Origin of the sequence: Dokdonella sp. (assembly GCF_019634775.1) — a bacterium.
GTDB lineage: Bacteria > Pseudomonadota > Gammaproteobacteria > Xanthomonadales > Rhodanobacteraceae > Dokdonella.
Map to the genome: position 1 here is coordinate 36782 of NZ_JAHCAS010000004.1, position 19393 is coordinate 56174.

15 protein-coding genes and 1 tRNA gene are annotated in these 19393 nt (G+C 66.0%); 11 read left to right on the forward strand and 5 right to left on the reverse strand.

Annotated elements, in window-relative coordinates; genetic code table 11:
• Positions 1-60 precede the first annotated feature (60 nt).
• The 8 genes from rnt (at position 61) to KF907_RS15175 (ending at position 8043) form a co-directional block, all read left to right on the forward strand.
• Entirely contained in the window at positions 61-723 is a 663-nt protein-coding gene (gene rnt / locus KF907_RS15140; protein ID WP_291221744.1) for a ribonuclease T, read from the forward strand.
• Between the two features lie 31 nt (positions 724-754).
• On the forward strand, positions 755-1036 hold the full coding sequence (locus KF907_RS15145; RefSeq protein ID WP_291221746.1) for an FmdB family zinc ribbon protein: 282 nt from the start codon (positions 755-757) through the stop codon (positions 1034-1036).
• A 103-nt stretch (positions 1037-1139) separates the two neighbouring features.
• Complete coding sequence (pstS, locus tag KF907_RS15150) at positions 1140-2198, forward strand: phosphate ABC transporter substrate-binding protein PstS (RefSeq protein ID WP_343214769.1); 1059 nt, start codon at positions 1140-1142, stop codon at positions 2196-2198.
• Positions 2199-2269: 71 nt separating this feature from the next.
• Positions 2270-3229: a phosphate ABC transporter permease subunit PstC gene (pstC, locus tag KF907_RS15155; RefSeq protein WP_291221750.1), complete on the forward strand. Its 960-nt coding sequence runs from the start codon at positions 2270-2272 to the stop codon at positions 3227-3229.
• A gap of 23 nt (positions 3230-3252) precedes the next feature.
• A complete protein-coding gene (pstA, locus tag KF907_RS15160; RefSeq protein ID WP_291221821.1) occupies positions 3253-4131 on the forward strand; it encodes a phosphate ABC transporter permease PstA in 879 nt (292 codons plus the stop codon).
• A complete protein-coding gene (gene pstB / locus KF907_RS15165; RefSeq protein ID WP_472843885.1) occupies positions 4124-4945 on the forward strand; it encodes a phosphate ABC transporter ATP-binding protein PstB in 822 nt (273 codons plus the stop codon). The genes pstA and pstB overlap by 8 nt, the downstream gene beginning before the upstream one ends.
• Positions 4946-4955: 10 nt before the next feature.
• A complete protein-coding gene (gene phoU / locus KF907_RS15170; protein ID WP_291221752.1) occupies positions 4956-5669 on the forward strand; it encodes a phosphate signaling complex protein PhoU in 714 nt (237 codons plus the stop codon).
• A gap of 202 nt (positions 5670-5871) precedes the next feature.
• Positions 5872-8043, forward strand: a complete 2172-nt coding sequence (locus KF907_RS15175) for a prolyl oligopeptidase family serine peptidase (protein ID WP_291221754.1) — start codon at positions 5872-5874, stop codon at positions 8041-8043.
• Between the two features lie 48 nt (positions 8044-8091).
• Here KF907_RS15175 and KF907_RS15180 read toward each other — a convergent pair whose 3' ends face one another.
• Together KF907_RS15180 and rlmB are read right to left on the reverse strand one after the other, a co-directional pair.
• The gene (locus KF907_RS15180) at positions 8092-8340 is read right to left on the reverse strand and encodes a CBU_0592 family membrane protein (protein ID WP_291221756.1); all 249 of its coding nucleotides are present in this window, start codon (positions 8338-8340) and stop codon (positions 8092-8094) included.
• A complete protein-coding gene (gene rlmB, locus KF907_RS15185) occupies positions 8337-9083 on the reverse strand; it encodes a 23S rRNA (guanosine(2251)-2'-O)-methyltransferase RlmB (protein WP_291221758.1) in 747 nt (248 codons plus the stop codon). Before rlmB ends, KF907_RS15180 begins: the two co-directional genes overlap by 4 nt.
• A gap of 232 nt (positions 9084-9315) precedes the next feature.
• Between rlmB and acnD the strand changes: the two genes are divergently transcribed.
• Positions 9316-11931, forward strand: coding sequence for a Fe/S-dependent 2-methylisocitrate dehydratase AcnD (gene acnD / locus KF907_RS15190; protein WP_291221760.1), 2616 nt, complete (start codon positions 9316-9318; stop codon positions 11929-11931).
• Positions 11932-12117: 186 nt separating this feature from the next.
• Here the strand turns inward: acnD and KF907_RS15195 are convergent, their stop codons facing one another.
• On the reverse strand, positions 12118-13545 hold the full coding sequence (locus KF907_RS15195) for a phospholipase D-like domain-containing protein (RefSeq protein ID WP_291221761.1): 1428 nt from the start codon (positions 13543-13545) through the stop codon (positions 12118-12120).
• Between the two features lie 443 nt (positions 13546-13988).
• On the opposite strand from KF907_RS15195, the gene prpF reads away from it, so the two are divergent.
• Positions 13989-15182, forward strand: coding sequence for a 2-methylaconitate cis-trans isomerase PrpF (gene prpF / locus KF907_RS15200; RefSeq protein WP_291221763.1), 1194 nt, complete (start codon positions 13989-13991; stop codon positions 15180-15182).
• Positions 15183-15288: 106 nt separating this feature from the next.
• Here prpF and rnr read toward each other — a convergent pair whose 3' ends face one another.
• A complete protein-coding gene (gene rnr / locus KF907_RS15205) occupies positions 15289-17799 on the reverse strand; it encodes a ribonuclease R (RefSeq protein WP_472843886.1) in 2511 nt (836 codons plus the stop codon).
• A gap of 105 nt (positions 17800-17904) precedes the next feature.
• On the opposite strand from rnr, the gene KF907_RS15210 reads away from it, so the two are divergent.
• A tRNA-Leu gene (locus KF907_RS15210) sits at positions 17905-17989 on the forward strand.
• 91 nt (positions 17990-18080) lie between these two features.
• Here the strand turns inward: KF907_RS15210 and KF907_RS15215 are convergent.
• The gene (locus tag KF907_RS15215; protein WP_291221765.1) at positions 18081-19373 is read right to left on the reverse strand and encodes an adenylosuccinate synthase; all 1293 of its coding nucleotides are present in this window, start codon (positions 19371-19373) and stop codon (positions 18081-18083) included.
• Positions 19374-19393 lie beyond the last annotated feature (20 nt).

A 19393-nucleotide genomic window follows, 5' to 3' on the forward strand; every position in this document is an offset into this window, starting at 1 on the left:
CCCTCATCGTTCACGCTTCGCGCACGCCTCGGCTATCCTCGCCGGATGACCTCACCCCGCATGCCCCGCATCGCCGATCGTTTCCGTGGTTTCCTTCCCGTTGTCGTCGATGTCGAGACCGGCGGGTTCGACGCCGAGCGCGACGCCCTGCTCGAGATCGCGATCAGCATCATCGGCATGGACGAGGCAGGCTTCGTGCATGCCGCACCTGTGATCTCGACGCATGTCATCGCCTTCCCCGGCGCGAACATCGACCCGCGCTCGCTCGAAATCACCGGCATCGATCCCGACCATCCGTTTCGCAACGCGCTCGAGGAGCGAGCCGCGCTGGAGCACGTGTTTGCGCCGGTGCGCAAGGCCATGCGCCAGGCGGAGTGCCAGCGCGCCATCCTGGTCGGCCACAACGCCAGCTTCGATCTCGGCTTTCTCAACGCCGCGGTGCGCCGTACCGGCCACAAGCGCAACCCGTTCCACCCGTTCAGCAGCTTCGACACAGTCACCCTCGCCGGCCTCGCCTATGGCCAGACCGTGCTCGGCCGCGCTGTCGCTGCCGCCGGCATCGCCTGGGACGGCAACCAGGCGCATTCGGCGGTATACGACACCGAATGCACGGCGGAACTGTTCTGTCGCATCGTCAACCGCTGGAAGCAGATGGAAGACATCGCGGTCTCGCAGGGGTTCGGTGCGGTCGTGGATGAACCGGCCACTCCCCCAGAGGCTTGATCGGGCGCGACCATGGCCGCATGCTGGCCGCATGCCGATCTATCACTACCTGCCCGCCAGCGAAGGTTGCCCCGCCTGCCGTGAGGGCATCGACCTGCTGCAGAAGATCGGCGGCGACCCCGATACGCGCTGCAGCGCCTGCGGCGGCATCCTGGTGCGGCAACTGAGCGCCGCGCAAGTCGTGTCGGGCCAGGCCCACCGGCTCAGCGAGAAACATGCCGCCCGGCACGGCTTCACACGGTACCAGCGTGCCGGCAAGGGCATCTACGAGAAGACCGCCGGACCAGGACCGGACCTGATCAAGGGCGATTGAGGCGCGCACGGCAAGCGAGCACAGCCGCGAAGGCCGTCCTCCGACGCCTGCAACATCCCTGAAATATTTCACTCATCGTTCTGCAACTTCCGCTGGCTAAAAAATGCGGCATCGCATTCAAGCCGCTACCCAAGGAGTTGCCGTGACGTTTTCGATCAAGCTCTGTGCCGCCGCCATCGGTCTTGCCACCGCCGTCGCCGTTCCTGTCGCCGAGGCAGCCGACATCACCGGTGCCGGCGCCTCGTTCGTTTTTCCTCTGATGTCGAAGTGGTCGACTGACTACAACGCCGCCACCGGGAACAAGGTCAACTACCAATCGATCGGCTCGAGCGGCGGCATCGCCCAGATCAAGGGTGGCACGGTCGATTTCGGCTCATCCGACGCGCCGCTCAAGTCCACCGATCTGGCCGCGGCAGGCCTGGTGCAGTTCCCATCGGTGATCGGCGGCGTGGTGCCGGTGGTTCACCTGCCCGGCATCGAGCCAGGCAAGCTCAAGCTGAGTGGCCCGGTGCTCGCCGACATCTTCCTCGGCAAGGTGGCGAAGTGGAATGATCCGGCGATCGGCGCGCTCAACGAGGGTGTCGCCCTGCCGGACACCAAGATCACCATCGTGCACCGTTCGGACGGCTCCGGCACGACCTTCAACTTCGTCAACTACCTGTCGAAGGTGAGTCCGGAATGGAAGTCCAGGGTCGGCGAGGGTACCTCGGTGCAATGGCCGACCGGCCTCGGCGGCAAGGGCAATGAGGGTGTCGCCGCCTACGTCAAGCAGGTCAAGAACTCGATCGGCTATGTCGAACTGTCGTACGCGTTGCAGAACAAGATGACCTACACGCAGATGCAGAACGCGGCCGGCAAGTTCGTTGCGCCGAATGCCGAGTCGTTCGCCGCCGCGGCCGCCAGTGCGGACTGGGCCAACGCCACTGACTTCAGCCTCGTCATCACCGACGCTCCGGGTGACCAGGCCTGGCCGATCACGGCAACGAACTTCATCCTCATGCACGCCCAACCAAAGGATGCGGCACGCTCGCAGGCCACCCGCGAGTTCTTCGGTTGGGCCTACGCGAACGGCAAGCAGCAGGCATCGGCACTCGACTATGTGCCGCTGCCGGACAAGCTGGTCGAGCAGATCAAGGCCTACTGGTCGGCGAAGATCAAGTAAGGCATGCGTCCGCGGACCGGCCCTGCGCCGGTCCGCGGACGCGCCGAATCCCTACCCGGAATGCAGATGCCATGACGACGCTCGTCCAACGCGCCGCCCTGCCCGCGCAGGCCCGGCGTGACGAACGCAGTGACCGCGTGTTCCGCGGCTTCCTCGCCGCGACCGCCTTCCTCGTCCTCATCGCGCTGGCCGGTGCCGCGCTGTCGATGCTGTGGGGTGGGCGCGAAGTACTGGCCGGCGAAGGCTGGCGCTTCTTCGTCTCGACCGAATGGAACCCGGTCGAGAACCGCTACGGCGCGCTGGTGCCGATCTACGGAACCCTGGTCACCGCGGTGGTCGCCATGCTCATCGCCGTACCGGTCAGTTTCGGCATCGCGCTGTACCTGACCGAGGTCGCGCCGACCTGGCTGCGCACACCGGTCGGCTCGGCCATCGAACTGCTCGCCGGCATCCCGTCGATCATCTACGGCATGTGGGGCTTGTTCGTGCTCGTGCCGGTGATGACCGAATACGTGACGCCCTGGCTCAACGACCATGTCGGCACCCTGCCCCTGGTCGGCGCCCTGTTCCAGGGACCGCCGCTTGGTATCGGCATGCTCACGGCCGGCCTGGTGCTGGCAATCATGGTGATCCCGTTCATCTCCTCGGTCATGCGCGAAGTGTTCCTGACCGTACCGACGCGGCTGAAGGAATCGGCCTATGCGCTCGGCGCGACGAAATGGGAGGTGGTCTGGGACATCGTGCTCCCGTACACGCGCTCCGCCGTCGTCGGCGGCATCTTCCTCGGCCTCGGCCGCGCGCTGGGCGAAACCATGGCGGTCGCCTTCGTGGTCGGCAACACCGTGCGCTACTCGCCCTCGCTGCTCGAACCCGGCACGACCATCGCCGCGCTGATCGCCAACGACTTCGCCGAAGCCACCGACACATATCGTTCCGCCCTGCTGCTGCTCGGCTTCGTGCTGTTCATCGTCACCTTCGTCGTCCTCGCCGCGGCGCGACTGATGCTGGCGCGGCTGGAGGGTGGGCGATGAACGCCATGGTTGAGTCGTCAGTCATGACCACGCCGGCAGTCGCCGTCGCCGAGCGACTGTATCGCCGGCGCACGTTGTTCAACCGCGTCGCCATCGTCCTGTCCTGCGCGGCTGCGCTGTTCGGCCTGTTCTTCCTCGCCTGGATCCTGTGGACGACGATCAGCAAGGGCATCGGCAGCATCAACTGGGCGCTGTTCACGAAGATCACGCCGCCGCCGATGGACGCCGACGGCGGCCTCGCCAACGCCTTCTTCGGCAGCATGCTCATGTGCGTGCTCGCGCTCGCCATAGGCACGCCGCTCGGCATCGCCGCCGGCACCTGGCTGGCCGAATACTCTGCTGCGCGCCGCATCGGCACGGTGATCCGTTTCGTCAACGACATCCTGATGTCGGCACCGTCGATCGTGCTCGGCCTGTTCGTCTACACCCTCGTCGTCGCCGAGATGGGCGGCGGGTTCTCGGCCATCGCCGGCGCGCTGGCACTCGCCTTCATCGTCTTGCCGGTGGTGGTGCGCACGACCGACGAGATGCTGCGCCTGGTACCGGCACAGATGCGCGAAGCCGCGCTCTCGCTCGGCATCCCGCAGTGGAAGGTCATCGTGCAGGTGCTCTACCGCGGCGCGTCGGCCGGCATCGTCACCGGCATCCTGCTCGCGCTCGCGCGCATCAGCGGCGAAACCGCGCCGCTGCTGTTCACCGCGTTCGGCAACCAGTACTGGAATGCGGACCTCACCGCACCGATGGCCAGCGTTCCGGTGGTCATGAACCAGTTCGCCGCCAGTCCGTACGAAACCTGGCAGACCCTGGCCTGGGCCGGTGCGCTCGTCCTCACCGCATTCGTGCTCGTTCTCAGCCTGATCGCCCGCGCCATCCTCCTCAGGAACAGGATCCATCATGACTGATCTCGCCTTCGCCATGTCGGCACCCAAGGTCGGCGCTGGCCGCACCGCGGCACAGACCACGCCGTCGAAGATGAGTGCGCGCCGGCTGGACTTCCACTATGACGGCTTCCATGCACTCAAGAACATCAATCTCGACATTGCCGACAGGCGTGTCACCGCGCTGATCGGCCCGTCCGGTTGCGGCAAGTCGACCCTGCTGCGCATCTTCAACCGCATCTATTCGATCTACCCTCGGTTCGAGGCACGCGGCGAAGTGTTGCTCGACGGCGAGAACATTCTTGATGCGAAGTACCCGCTCAACCGCCTGCGCAGCAAGGTCGGCATGGTGTTCCAGAAGCCGGTGCCGTTTCCGATGTCGATTTACGAGAACGTCGCCTACGCGATCCGTCACTTCGAAAAGCTGTCGAAAGCAGAACTCGAAACGCGCGTCGAACTCGCCTTGCGCCAGGGGGCGCTGTGGGACGAGGTCAAGGACAAGCTCAAGCAGAGTGCGCTCGGTCTCTCCGGTGGCCAGCAACAGCGCCTGTGCATCGCCCGCGCGGTCGCACTCAAGCCCGACGTGCTGCTGCTCGACGAGCCGACATCGGCGCTCGACCCGATCGCCACCGGCAAGATCGAACAACTCGTCGCCGAGCTCAAGGAGCATTTCACCATTGCGATCGTGACCCACAACATGCAGCAGGCGGCGCGCTGCTCCGACTACACCGCCTTCATGTACCTCGGCGAACTGGTCGAGTTCGGCGCGACCGAACAGTTGTTCACCAAGCCAGTGAAACAGCAGACCGAAGACTACATAACCGGCCGCTTCGGCTGAGGACTTGCACATGACCCAGGCAACCGGCGACCACATCGTGAAGCGCTACGACGAAGAACTGCTACGCCTGACCGGCGAGATCCTGCGCATGGGTGATCTCGCCGCAAAGGAACTCGAGGCCGCCATCGCCGCGGTCATCGAACGCGACAGCGACTCTGCACAACGCATCGTCGACAGCGATGCGACGATCGATGCACTCGAACGCGAGGTCAGCCACGACGTGATCCGCCTGCTCGCCCTGCGCCAGCCCATGGCGCGCGACCTGCGCGAGGTCATGGCCGCGCTGCGCATCGCCTCGGACATCGAGCGTATCGGCGACTACGCGGCCAATGTGGCAAAGCGCGCGCTCGCCCTGAACCGTGTCGACCTCGTGCGTCCGGTATTCGCCCTGCCGCGCCTGGCCGAACTGGCTGGCGAACTCGTCAACGAGGTCCTGCTCGCCTACCGCGACCGCGACGCCGACCGTGCCCTGCTCGCCTGGGCGCGCGACGAAGAGCTGGACGGCATGTACACCAGCCTGTTTCGCGAACTGCTCACCTACATGATGGAAGACCCACGCAATATCACCGCCTGCACGCACCTGCTGTTCATGGCCAAGAACATCGAGCGCATCGGCGACCATGCAACGAACATCGCCGAGAACATCCATTTCCTCGTCCACGGCACCGAAATCGCCCAGGCGCGACGCAAGGGGGATCTGTCGCATGGGGTTGTGGGGGCGTAGGACCGGCGCGGGCCGGACGGCAGGCAGCGCCGGCGCGGGCTCGAGAAGTGCGCGCAGTCGCGCTCTCAGCGCCGGTCACGCCCCGTCGTCCCCACATCGAGTCGAGTCCACGCCGCGAGCCCAGGCCAGCGCGCCCCACGCCTGACTCGAACGGTCGCCACCGCTATAGTCGCGGTTCCAACCCCTGGGCGACTCTCATCCCATGTTCCGAATCCCGAATCTCCTGCCCGCCCTGGCCGGCGTGGCGATCGGTGTCCTTGCCGGCTGCAAGCCGGCCGCCATCGCCCCCGATTCAGCCAAGGCCGCCCCCGCCGTGACCACGACGATCTCCTACCCTGCCGCCCGCCGTGTCGACCAGGTCGACGACTACCACGGCACGCGCATCGCCGATCCGTACCGCTGGCTGGAGGAACTCGACTCGGACGAGACGCGCGCCTGGATCGAGGCCCAGAATGCGCTGACCCAGCGCCATCTCGATGCGATTCCGCAGCGCGCCGCGCTGCGCCAGCGTCTCGAGCAGTTGTGGAACTACGAGCGCTACACGCCGTACGAGCGCCACGGCGACCTGTATGCGTACATGCGCAACGATGGCCTGCAGAACCAGGCGGTGCTCTACGTCACCGACAAGCCGGGCGGTGGCGAGGCGCGCGTGCTGCTCGATCCGAACACGTTGTCGAGCGACGGCACGGTGGCTTTCAAGGGTGGCGAGTTCAGTCGTGACGGCAAGCTGTTCGCCTACGGCCTTTCCTCGGGCGGCTCGGACTGGGAGCAGTGGCGCGTGCTCGACGTCGCCAGCGGCAAGCCGCTCGACGACATGCTCGACTGGGTCAAGTTTTCCGACGTCGAGTGGGCGGCCGACGGCTCCGGCTTCTACTACAGCCGCTACGACAAGCCCGAGGGCGAGCACGCGCTGAAGGCCGTCAACCAGTTCCAGAAGCTGTACTTCCATCGCGTCGGCACGTCGCAGGCTGACGATCGCCTCGTCTACGAGCGCAAGGATGAGCCCGACTGGGGCTTCGGCGCCAAGGTCACCGACGACGGCCGGCATCTTCTCATCAGCGTCTGGCGCAGCACCGAACCGAAGAACCTGCTGCTCCACCGCGACCTGCGCAGCAAGAACGCCACGGTCAGGGAATTGATCGGCGGTTGGACGGCAAGCTACGCAGTGCTCGGCAGCAAGGAAGGCACGCTCTACGTGCTGACCGACGACAACGCGCCGCGCTATCGGATTGTCGCGATCGACATCGCCAAGCCGACACGCCAGCACTGGCGCGAGGTCGTGCCCGAGGCGGCGGAAACACTCACCGACGCGAAACTGGTCGGTGGTCAGCTTGTTGCAAACTACCTCAAGGACGCGCACAGCGAAGTGCGCCGCATCGCGCTCGACGGCACGCCCCTCGGCACGGTCGAACTGCCCGGCCTCGGCACCGCGACGGGTTTCACCGGCAAGGTGGGCGACCAGGAGAGCTACTTCGGTTACACGAGCTACACCGACGTACCGTCGATCTATCGCCTCGACCTCGCCAGCGGCCGCAGCGAGCGGGTGATCGCGCCGGACTATCCACTCGACACATCCGTGTTCACCACGCGCCAGGTCTTCTACACCAGCCGCGACGGCACGCGCGTGCCGATGTTCATCAATTCGAGGAAGGGCCTGCGGCTGGACGGCAACAACCCGACCATCCTCTATGGCTATGGTGGCTTCAACATCTCGAGGACACCGGCGTTCTCCCCGGCCGTCATCGCCTGGCTGGAACGCGGCGGCGTCTACGTGGAGGCCAACCTGCGTGGTGGCGGCGAGTATGGCCGCGCCTGGCACGAGGCTGGCACGAAGCTCAACAAGCAGAACGTGTTCGACGACTTCATCGCCGCCGCCGAACACCTGATCGCCGAAAAAGTCACCTCGCCGAAGAAGCTCGCGATCCGCGGCGGCTCGAACGGCGGCCTGCTGGTGGGCGCGGTGGAACTGCAGCGCCCCGACCTGTTCGCCGCTGCGATACCGGCGGTCGGCGTGCTCGACATGCTGCGCTTCCGCGAGTTCACCATCGGCAAGGCCTGGGAATCGGACTTCGGTTCGGTCAGGAACGCTGATGAGTTCGCCGCGATCCTCAAGTACTCACCGCTGCACAACATCAAGCCCGGCATCGACTATCCGGCCACCCTGGTCACCACCGGCGACCACGACGATCGAGTGTTCCCGGCGCACAGCTTCAAGTATGCCGCCGCCCTGCAGGCGATGAATCCGCCACGCCCGGCACTGATCCGCATAGATGTGCGCGCCGGCCATGGCCAAGGCAAGCCGACCAGCAAGCAGATCGACGAGGCCGCTGACGTCTATGCCTTCATTCTCGACGCGTTCGGCATCCGCGATTGAAGACTGCCATCCCTTCTCCCTGCATGCGGGGAGAAGGGACAAGCAGATTCAAGCGCGATCACGCCACCAGCGCACAAGTCCATAGGTGCTGATCAGGATCCAGGCACACTGGATGACGAAGGCGCTTAGGTTGAAGGCGTACCACAACGAAACCAGCACAAGCACGGCACCGAGCGCGTTGACCAGCAGGTACATGGGCCGCCGCGCGTCGAGGTGACGCGTCTGCACGAGCAGATACGCCACCAGGACGAAGCCGACGCCGACCAAGCCGGCGAAGTCGTGCCAGGCGATCGTCACCGCCCCGCCCCGCGCTGGCGCAACACTTCGAACAAGGCAATGCCGGTTGCCACCGAGACATTGAGGCTCTCGACACGGCCCTTCATCGGAATATGGGCGAGATGGTCGCAGGCCTCGCGCGTGAGCCGGCGCATGCCCTCACCCTCGCCACCCATGACGATAGCCACCGGCCCGCGGAAGTCGATCGCGTGCAGCGATATCGTTGCCTCGCCGGCCAGGCCGGTCAGCCACACGCCGGCGTCCTTCAACACGCGCAGCGCACGGGCGAGGTTGGTCGCGGCGACCAGAGGCACCCGATCGGCAGCACCGGCCGAGGCGCGGCGCACGGTGGCGGTCATGCCGACCGCACGGTCCTTCGGCACGATCACCGCGGTGACGCCGGCCGCTTCGGCGCTGCGCAGGCAGGCGCCGAGGTTGTGCGGATCGGTGACGCCATCGAGGACGAGAAACAGCGCCTCGCTTCCTGCCGCCTCGATCAGCGCCGGCAGCTCGGCATCGCTGCGCGCCGGCGGTGCCTTGTAGCGCGCGGCCACGCCCTGGTGGCGGCCACCGCCGGTCATGCGATCGAGCGCGGCACGGTCGCGCGCATGCGGCTTCACACCCAGCTCGCGCGCGCGTTCGGCCAGCTCGCGCACGCGCGGGTTCTGGCTGTCGGATTCGACATACAGCTCGACGATGTTGCCGGCGTCGTAGTTCAGCGCGGCCTCGACGGAGTGGATGCCGATCAGGAGTTCGGTGCTCATGGGATGCGCGGTGACGGGGAGAGGCGCGCAGTCTCGCAGAAAACCACCCAGGGTTCAGTCAGCACACCGTCCGGGCTGCATGCGGCAACACCATGCACGCTCCAGCGAGACCGGATTGCCATGCGGCGAAAGTCGCAGGCCCATGCGGACAGCGCTCGCGTTAAAATCGCCGACGCATCGGCAACACGGCGCGATGCGCACCGGCCAGCCCCCTTCCCGCACGAAGCCCGCCATGAACAACCAGTACCGCAAACCGCTTCCCGGCACGACACTCGACTGGTTCGATGCGCGGGCCGCCGTCGACGCGATCCGGCCCGGTGCGTGGGCGGAGCTGCCGTACACGGCGCGCGTGCATGCCGAGAACATCGTGCGCAAGGCTGATCCATCGCACATCGACGCCTATCTCGGCCAGTTGATCGAGCGCAAACGTGACCTCGACTTCCCATGGTTCCCGGCGCGCGTGGTCTGCCACGACATCCTTGGCCAGACCGCCCTGGTCGACCTTGCCGGCCTGCGCGACGCCATCGCCGCCAAGGGCGGCGACCCGGCCAAGGTCAACCCGGTGGTTCCGGTGCAACTCATCGTCGACCACTCGCTCGCGGTTGAATGCGGCGGCTACGATCCGGATGCCTTCGCCAAGAATCGCGCGATCGAGGACCGCCGCAACGAGGACCGCTTCCACTTCATCGACTGGACCAAACGCGCCTTCGAGAACGTCGATGTGATCCCGCCCGGCAACGGCATCATGCACCAGATCAATCTGGAGAAAATGTCGCCGGTGATCTACGTGCAGGACGGCGTTGCCTTCCCCGACACCTGCGTCGGTACCGACAGCCACACGCCGCACGTCGACGCGCTTGGCGTCATCGCGGTCGGCGTCGGCGGCCTCGAAGCCGAGAACGTCATGCTCGGTCGGGCCTCATGGATGCGCCTGCCCGACATCGTCGGCGTCGAGCTGTCCGGCAAGCCGGCACCCGGCATCACCGCCACCGACGTCGTGCTCGCCTTGACCGAGTTCCTGCGCAAGGAGAAGGTGGTCGGCGCCTATCTGGAGTTCTTCGGCGAAGGCGCCGCCGCCCTGACCATCGGCGACCGCGCGACAATCTCGAACATGTGCCCCGAGTACGGCGCCACCGCCGCCCTGTTCTTCATCGACCGGCAGACGATTGACTACCTGCGCCTGACCGGTCGCAGCGACGAACAGGTCACCCTGGTCGAGACCTACGCCAAGATCGCCGGCCTCTGGGCCGACAGTCTGGTCGGCGCGCGCTACGAGCGCACGCTGCGCTTCGATCTCTCGACCGTCGTGCGCAACCTGGCCGGGCCGTCGAACCCTCACCGGCGCCTGCCGACCTCGGCGCTGGCCGAGCGCGGCATCGCCGACGAAGCCAAGCTCGAAGCCGGCAAGGCCGAGGAAGCGCAAGGCCTGATGCCGGATGGCGCGGTCATCATCGCCGCCATCACGAGTTGCACCAACACTTCCAACCCGCGCAACGTCATCGCCGCCGGCCTGCTTGCACGCAATGCCAATGCACATGGCCTCGTGCGCAAGCCGTGGGTGAAATCCTCACTCGCGCCAGGCTCGAAGGCCGTGCAACTCTATCTGGAAGAGGCAGGCCTGTTGCAGGAGCTCGAGAAGCTCGGTTTCGGCATCGTCGCCTTCGCCTGCACGACCTGCAATGGCATGTCTGGCGCGCTCGACCCGAAGATCCAGCAGGAAATCATCGACCGAGACCTCTACGCGACCGCAGTGCTGTCCGGCAACCGGAACTTCGATGGACGCATCCATCCGTATGCGAAGCAGGCCTTCCTTGCCTCACCGCCGCTGGTCATTGCCTACGCGATCGCCGGCAGCGTGCGCTTCGACATCGAGAAGGACGTGCTCGGCATCGACGGCGCCGGCAACGCGGTGCGCCTCAAGGACATCTGGCCGAGCGATGCCGAGATAGACGCAGTGGTGAAACAGAGCGTGAAGCCCGAGCAGTTCCGCCGTGTCTACGAACCGATGTTCGCCGCACGCGTGCAGCGCGACGCCAAGGTCGATCCGCTTTATGCCTGGCGTCCGATGAGCACCTACATCCGCCGGCCGCCGTACTGGGAAGGCGCACTCGCCGGTGAGCGCACGCTGAAGGGCATGCGGCCGCTGGCTGTTCTGCCCGACAACATCACCACCGACCACCTGTCGCCGTCGAACGCGATCCTGCGCGAGAGCGCCGCCGGTGAATACCTCGCGAAAATGGGCCTGCCGGAAGAGGACTTCAATTCATACGCCACTCATCGCGGCGACCATCTGACCGCGCAGCGTGCAACCTTCGCCAATCCACAGCTCGTCAACGAGATGGCTGTCGTCGACGGGCAGGTGAAGAAGGGTTCGCTGACCCGCCTCGAACCGGACGGCAAGGTCATGCGCATGTGGGAAGCGATCGAGACCTACATGGACCGCAAGCAGCCACTCATCATCATTGCCGGTGCCGACTACGGCCAAGGCAGCTCACGCGACTGGGCCGCAAAGGGCGTGCGCCTCGCTGGCGTGGAGGCGATCGTCGCCGAAGGCTTCGAGCGCATCCACCGCACCAACCTGATCGGAATGGGCGTGCTCCCGCTCGAGTTCAGACCGGGAGAGACCCGTCACACGCATGCGATCGATGGCAGCGAGACCTTCGACGTCATCGGCCAGCGCAAACCGCGCGCCACGCTGATCCTGGTCATCCACCGCAAGAACGGCGAACGCGTCGAGGTACCGGTCACCTGCCGCCTCGACTCAGACGAGGAAGTCTCGATCTACGAAGCCGGCGGCGTGCTACAACGCTTCGCCCAGGATTTCCTCGACTCGAACAAGGCGGCGTAGGAAGGCTCACAAGAGACGGCTGCAGGAATCGGCCGCAGGAAACGGCTTTAGCCGTGATGCTTCTTCTTTGCAGCGTTGTACAGAACGAGCATCACGGCTAAAGCCGTTTCCTACGACGGTTTCCTAAGGCGCAAACACATCGGCTGCATTCGCACACCGCCGCGACGCGTAGCACCCACCCACACCTCACCACGTTGACCAACCCAGCGCCTCGCCGACGCGATACCACATGCGGCGCAACAGCGCATCGTCGGCGTAGTGCGAGTAGTCGATGCTGGCGTTCCGGTCCGCGTCATTGACCCACTGACGCTCGAACCAGTCCGCGGCATCGGCTACCGCCGCATGTCCGCGTGGCGCCCTCAGCTCGACGCTGGTTTCGAGATTGAGATCGTCGAGGTTGCGCCGGGTGAAATTGGCCGAGCCGACGACCAACGTTGCCTCGCGCGCACCGCGATGCAGCAACAGCTTGGCATGGCATTGCTCGCCGTGCGTGTCGCACCAGCGCAAGGCGATGCCCGCGGCGACAAGTTCGCCCGCGACCTGGCGGTTCGGCACGCCGTTCTTCTTGCGGCCGAACGCGTCCTCGTTCGGATCGAGCAGCACGCGCAAGGCGACACCGCGCACATGAGCAGCCTTCAGCGCGGTGATCACGCCGCGATCAGCCAGGTAAAACACTGCGACATCGAGCGCATCGCCCGCGCCGGCCCGATCGATCGTGCCGATCAATGCACGCCGGATCGCCCCCTCGGTGAGCACGCGCAGACGCGCTTCGCCGGCGTCCGCTGCTGCCGCCGACGCCGACGGCAAGCCCTCGAGCGGCAACCCGGAAAACGCTGCGACCGCGGCCTCGCTTGCGACCAGGTCGAGTGCAGCCATGCCGGAAAAGCGCATGGCGACATTTCCATGCGCGCTACTCGCATCGTGCGGATTCGCCGAAGTCACCAGTGCTTGCCAATCGTCACCGGCATCGACGACGAGGGTCTTGCGATGGTTCGCACGGAAGTTCGCCAGCGCCAGCCAACTGCGCAGGCCAACCCTGCCAGCGCCGAGCGGATTGGGCAGCCAACCGCCGTTGACATCGTTGCCGAGCCAGCCGCAGCACAGTGCCCACGGCCCGGACCAGAGCGGATTCGATGCCCGCAGGGCCGACAGATCCGTGACGATCACCTCGGCACCGGCAGCACGCAGGCGGGCGAGTCGCAGATCCTGCAGGCCGCCGTAGACGGTATTGATCGGGTCGGTGACGATGACGATGCGCAACCCAGGCTTGGCGGCCTTGCGTGCCAGCAATGCTTCGGTCAACTCGGCGCTCAGCGGTCGCAGTGCACTGCCCCCGAAGTCGTTGAACAGGAACATGTCGAGCACGACGAGACGCTGCGCCTGCGCGATCATCGCGAAGGCCGTGTCGAAGATCGCCTGACGACTGTGGCGCATCTCCTGCGCATCCACCCAGGTCTCGTCGGCGAGGAAGGCCGTGTCCTGCGCCGGCCGCCACGGGCCTTCAATACCGATGCCTGCCGGCAGCGGCTTGAACGACTGCCACAACGCACTGGCCAGCCAGACCATGACCACCAGACCCGACCCACGCAGCCAACGACGACGAGGATTGCGCACGATGCCTCCGGCGAACGGACCCCGGTGCGAGCATGCCACGGCGCGCCGATTCGGCGGCAACGGAGAGCCGAGCCTGTGGCGCTGCCTCGACGGACCGTCGGTCCGCCCCGGCAGGGCGAGGCCCGAGATCATTGCATCTGCGGTCAGCCACGCGCCCCGATCGACGCGCACGACTGATCGAAGCAGATTCCAGCCGACACATGAGGCAGAATGCCCGAATTGGGGATACTCTGATCTTGCCCTTCGCGACCGAGGTCGCTCCCGCGAAATCAGGGCCTTGTGGGGCGGCTTCAGCCTTGCGGGGCTTGATCAGGCCTTCCCTGGCGGCCTGAGGCTTTCGCCGGATCGCTCCCCGAGTGCGCGGAACCGACTGAAGGCCTTTCGAGCGAACACTCGCCCAGGGCAACCCGCAGCCTGATCCCATCCGTAGCCAAAACCACGACATGACCCACTTGCCGCAGCTCCGCATTCCCGCCACCTATCTGCGCGGGGGCACTTCCAAAGGCGTGTTCTTCCGTCTCGACGACCTGCCCGAACGCGCGCGCGTGCCGGGGCCGGCGCGCGACGCGCTGCTGATGCGCGTGATCGGCTCGCCGGACCCATATGGCAAGCACACCGACGGCATGGGCGGAGCAACGTCGTCGACGAGCAAGTGCGTGATCATTTCACGCAGCACACGAGCGGACCACGACGTCGATTACCTGTACGGCCAGGTGTCGATCGACACCGCCTTCGTCGACTGGAGCGGCAACTGCGGCAACCTGTCGACCGCGGTCGGTCCATTCGCGATAGCCGCCGGCTTCATCGATGCGTCGCGCCTGCCGCGCAACGGCATGTTCGCCGTGCGCGTGTGGCAGGCCAACATCGGCAAGACGATCATCGTGCACGTGCCGATCGTCGATGGCGCGGTGCAGGAAACCGGCGATTTCGAGCTCGATGGCGTGACCTTCCCCGCCGCGGAGATCGTCCTCGAGTTCATCGATCCGGCTGACGAAGGCGAAGGCGACGTCGGCGGCGCCATGTTCCCGACCGGCAACCTGGTCGATCCGCTCGACGTGCCAGGCATCGGCACATTGAACGCCACCATGATCACGGCCGGCATCCCGACCGTCTTCGTCAACGCTGCCGACATCGGCTACGACGGCACCGAACTGCAACCGGCGATCAACGACGACAGGGCAGCGCTGGCCAGACTGGAGGCGATCCGTGTGGCCGGCGCACTGCGCATGGGCCTCATCGCCACACCCGAGGAAGCCACGAAGCGCCAGCACACACCGAAGATCGCCTTCGTCGCCCCGCCGAAGGATTACACATCGAGCAGCGGCAAGCGGATCACCGCCACCGACATCGACCTCAACGTGCGCGCGCTGTCGATGGGCAAGCTGCATCACGCAATGATGGGTACGGCCTCGGTGGCGATCGCCACCGCCGCAGCCATACCCGGCACCCTGGTCAACTTCGCCGCCGGCGGCGGCACGCGTGATGTCGTTCGCTTCGGCCACCCGTCCGGCACGCTGCGCGTCGGCGCCGATGTGCGACAGGTCGACGGCCAATGGACCGTGACCAAGGCGGTGATGAGCCGCAGTGCGCGCGTGCTGATGGAAGGTGCGGTGCGCGTGCCGGCGGATGCGTTCTGACCGGCGATAACAGGCTGCTGCAGGAGCCCCTTCAGGGGCGATGCATTTCTTCGTTGTGGCGGTTAGAGAAGAAGCATCGCGCCTGAATGCGCTCCTGCGGGCGCTCCTACGAAAAAGCCGCCCTTCCCTGCCCGCGCGCATCCGCGATCAGGCGGAAGTCGATCTTGCGATCCTCGAGACTGGCACGCAGCACCTGCACCCGCACCGCATCGCCGAGGCGGAATTTCATGCCGCGGCGTTCGCCGCTGAGGAGATGGCGCACCGGGTCATAGTGGTAATAGTCGTTCGGCAACTGCGTGATATGGACGAGACCGGTGATCTTCGAATCATTCAGCTCGACAAACAGGCCGAACGAGGCGACGCCCGAGACGACACCGTCGAACTCGCTGCCTACGTGCTTCTCCATCCACGCGCACTTGTAACGCTCGTCGACGTCGCGCTCGGCCTCCTGCGCGCGCCGCTCATTGTGCGAACAATGCACCGCCATCGATGTCATCTGCGTGGGCGAGTATGCGTAGCCGGAGGCCTTGCCACCGCCGATCGCATGACGGATCGCGCGGTGCACGAGCAGGTCCGGGTAGCGCCGGATCGGCGAGGTGAAATGTGCATAGGATTCCAGTGCAAGGCCGAAATGGCCGGTGTTCTCCGGCTGATACACGGCCATGCTCTGCGAGCGCAGCAACACCGATTCGATCAGGCTGGCATCCGGACGCTTGCGGATCTTATTCAGCAGCGCGGCGAAATCGGCTGGCTTGACTTCACCGGCCGGCGGCAGGTTCAGCTTGAACTCGCGCAGGAACTCGAGCAGATCGTCATACTTCGACACCGGCGGCGGCTCGTGCACGCGGTAGGGCGCAGGGATGCGCTTGCGCAGCAGGAACTTCGCCGCCTCGACGTTCGCCGCGATCATGCATTCCTCGATCAGCTTGTGCGCATCGTTGCGCGGCTCGCTGCCGAGCTGGATCACCTCGCCCGCCGCACCGAGGCGGAACTTGACTTCGCTCGATTCGAAGTCGATCGAACCGCGCTTCTGGCGTGCCTTGGCGAGCACCTTGTAGAGCTGGTGCAGGTGCTCGACATGCGGCAGCAACGCACCGAGCTCGTCGCGTGCATCGGCATCCTTCTCGCCAATCGCCTGCCACACGCGCGTATAGGTCAGGCGCGCGTGCGAGCGCATCACGGCATCGTGGAAGGTCGAGCGCGTCACCTCGCCGCTGCGGTCGATCTGCATGTCGCAAACCATGCACAAGCGATCCACGCGCGGGTTCAGCGAGCAGATGCCGTTTGACAGTGACTCCGGCAACATCGGCACCACGAACCCCGGGAAATACACCGAAGTAGCACGGCTGTAGGCCTCGTCATCAAGCGCACTGCCGATGCGCACGTAGTGGGAGACGTCGGCGATGGCGACGACGAGACGGAAGCCCTGTGCGTTCGGTTCGGCGTAGACGGCATCGTCGAAATCACGCGCATCCTCGCCGTCGATGGTCACCAGCGGCAGCTTGCGCAGGTCGATGCGCCCGGCCGCCTCGGCTTTTGACACGGCCGGCTCGACGTCGGCCGCTTCACGCAACACCGTCTCCGGCCAGGCGCTCGGCAGACCATGGCTGGCGATCGCCATCTCGACGAGGATCGATGGGGTCAGGCGCTCGCCGAGCACGGCGAGGATCTTGCCCATCGGCCCGCGATACGCGGTCGGCGGATCGCTGATTTCGGCAATCACGATCTGGCCGGCGCGCGCGCCCTGCGACTCCCCCGGAAGAATCAGCACGTCCTGGTGCACCCGACGATCATCCGGCGCGACCAGGGTCAACCCATTCTCGACGATGACTCGGCCGACCAGGCGCGGCGAACGCCTTTCGAGCACTTCGACGATCGCACCCTGGCGGCGTCCGCGGCGGTCGACGCCGACGACGCTGCCGAGCACACGGTCGCCATGCAGCACCGGACGCATCTGCGCCGGCGACAGGTACAGATCCTCACCGCCGCTGTCCGGGCGCAGGAATCCGTAACCTTCGGCGTTGGCGAGCACCACACCGGGAATGAGGTCGAGCTTCTCGGCCACGCCATAACCGCCGCGGCGGTTCTGCAGCAGTTGGCCGTCGCGCACCATCGCGGCGAGGCGCTTGCTGAGCGCTTCGACATCCTGCTCGGTGGCAAGCCCGAGCGCACGCGCAATGGCCTCGGTCTTCAGCAGTTCGGCCTGCTCGCCGAGCAGGGCGAGGATCGCCTCGCGGCTCGGGATCGGCCGCGCGTAACGCTGCGCTTCGCGCTCGGCGAACGGATCGCGCACCAGCTTGCCGCGTGCCGCCTCGTCGCTTGACTGCTTGCGCGGCTTGCCATGCACGGCGGCTTCCCGTGCAGGCGCCCACGGCTTCGGTCCACGCGTCACCTTGGCCGCTGGCGATGCACCGGATGTCCCGGCCTTGCGCGACACCGTAGGCTTGCCTTTCGCCGGCGCAAACACCGGCGGCAGCCACGGCGCGGCTTTCGCCTTCGACTTCTTCGCACCGGCCTTGGCGGCCGGCGTCGCGACCTTCCCGCGCGCGGGCGGTTTGGCCTTGCTCTTCGACGGGCGTGCGGTGTTCCTGCTGGTCTTCTTGGTCACTTTGTCCATGACTCCTTGTGGCGCGGATCGTCGATCAGCGCGCATCAACATGATTGACAGGCCTCGGGCGCGCCCAGTATCGTTCGCGCCCCGTTTGGCCCAGCCAGGCGGCATGCCCAGGTGGCGGAATTGGTAGACGCACTAGTTTCAGGTACTAGCGGGTAAAACCGTGGAGGTTCGAGTCCTCTCCTGGGCACCAACGGCTTGGACCTGCGCATGATGATCCCGCGCAGGTTCTCACGAAAACCCCGCCGACGCGCGGGGTTTTTCGTTTGCGGAGCTGTCGCCCGTCAGGCAAACGGATCGCGCAGCACGATCGTGTCGTCGCGGTCGGCGCCGGTGGCGACGAGGGCGAGGTGGCAGCCGGACAGTTCCTCGACGGCGCGCAGGTAGGCGCGGGCGGCGGCGGGAAGCCGGTTCCACTCGCGCACGCCCGATGTCTGCTCGTCCCAGCCGGGAAACTCGAGGTAGACCGGCTTGCACTCGTCCCAGCCGTCGGCGTCGAGCGGGGCAAGTTCGCGGCGCTTGCCGCGGTATTCGTAGGCGATGCAGACCTTGATTGTCGGCAGGCCGTCGAGTACGTCGAGCTTGGTGATGGCGAGGCCGTTGATCGCGTTGATCTGGGTGGCACGCTTCAGTGCAACGAGGTCGATCCAGCCGCAACGGCGCGGACGACCGGTGCTGGCGCCGAACTCGTTGCCGATCTTGCGCAGGCGCTCACCCATGTCGTCGTGCAATTCGGTCGGAAACGGACCGCTGCCGACGCGCGTCGCATAGGCCTTGCAGATGCCGAGCACATAGTCGATGTCGCAGGCACCGACACCGGTGCCGGCCAAGGCACCACCGACCGTGGTGTTCGAGGATGTCACGTAGGGATAGGTGCCATGGTCGATGTCGAGCAGGGCGCCCTGCGCACCTTCGTAGAGGATATTCTCGCCGCGCCGGCGCGCGTCGTAGAGCAAGGTCGAGACATCGTCGATCATCGGCCGCAGGTACTCACCGAAGGCAAGCGCATCGTCGAGCGTCTTCTGGAAATCGACCGCCTCGGCGTGGAGCCATTGGGTGAGCACGAAATTGTGGTAGTCGACGGCCGCGCGCAGCTTGTCGGGAAGTTCCGATGGATACATGAGATCGGCGACGCGGATGCTGCGGCGTGCGACCTTGTCCTCGTAGGCCGGACCGATGCCGCGCCCGGTGGTGCCGATCGCCTTCGTGCCGGAGGCCTTTTCGCGCGCCTGATCGACCGCGATGTGGTACGGCATGATCAGCGGCGTCGCCGGGCTGATCTTGAGGCGTGAACGCACTTCCACACCCTGCCCTTCGAGCTCGGCGATCTCGTGCTGGAGCGCGGCCGGCGAGAGCACCACGCCGTTGCCGATCAGGCAGGCCACGCCTTCGCGCAGGATCCCCGAGGGAATCAGGTGCAAGACCGTCTTCTTGCCGCCGATGACGAGGGTGTGGCCGGCGTTGTGGCCACCCTGGAAGCGTGCGACGGCGCCGACGCGCTCGGTCAGCAGGTCGACGATCTTGCCCTTGCCCTCGTCGCCCCACTGCGCGCCGAGGATCACGACTGACTTGCCCATGTGTATTGCCTGGTCGATGC

Bases quoted from the DNA above. Each gene is read 5' to 3' on its own strand.
- rnt (WP_291221744.1), top strand. From the start codon at position 61: ATGCCCCGCATCGCCGATCGTTTCCGTGGTTTCCTTCCCGTTGTCGTC.
- KF907_RS15145 (WP_291221746.1), top strand. From the start codon at position 755: ATGCCGATCTATCACTACCTGCCCGCCAGCGAAGGTTGCCCCGCCTGC.
- pstS (WP_343214769.1), top strand. From the start codon at position 1,140: ATGCGGCATCGCATTCAAGCCGCTACCCAAGGAGTTGCCGTGACGTTT.
- pstC (WP_291221750.1), top strand. From the start codon at position 2,270: ATGACGACGCTCGTCCAACGCGCCGCCCTGCCCGCGCAGGCCCGGCGT.
- pstA (WP_291221821.1), top strand. From the start codon at position 3,253: ATGACCACGCCGGCAGTCGCCGTCGCCGAGCGACTGTATCGCCGGCGC.
- pstB (WP_472843885.1), top strand. From the start codon at position 4,124: ATGACTGATCTCGCCTTCGCCATGTCGGCACCCAAGGTCGGCGCTGGC.
- phoU (WP_291221752.1), top strand. From the start codon at position 4,956: ATGACCCAGGCAACCGGCGACCACATCGTGAAGCGCTACGACGAAGAA.
- KF907_RS15175 (WP_291221754.1), top strand. From the start codon at position 5,872: ATGTTCCGAATCCCGAATCTCCTGCCCGCCCTGGCCGGCGTGGCGATC.
- rlmB (WP_291221758.1), bottom strand. From the start codon at position 9,083: ATGAGCACCGAACTCCTGATCGGCATCCACTCCGTCGAGGCCGCGCTG.
- acnD (WP_291221760.1), top strand. From the start codon at position 9,316: ATGAACAACCAGTACCGCAAACCGCTTCCCGGCACGACACTCGACTGG.
- prpF (WP_291221763.1), top strand. From the start codon at position 13,989: ATGACCCACTTGCCGCAGCTCCGCATTCCCGCCACCTATCTGCGCGGG.
- rnr (WP_472843886.1), bottom strand. From the start codon at position 17,799: ATGGACAAAGTGACCAAGAAGACCAGCAGGAACACCGCACGCCCGTCG.
- KF907_RS15215 (WP_291221765.1), bottom strand. From the start codon at position 19,373: ATGGGCAAGTCAGTCGTGATCCTCGGCGCGCAGTGGGGCGACGAGGGC.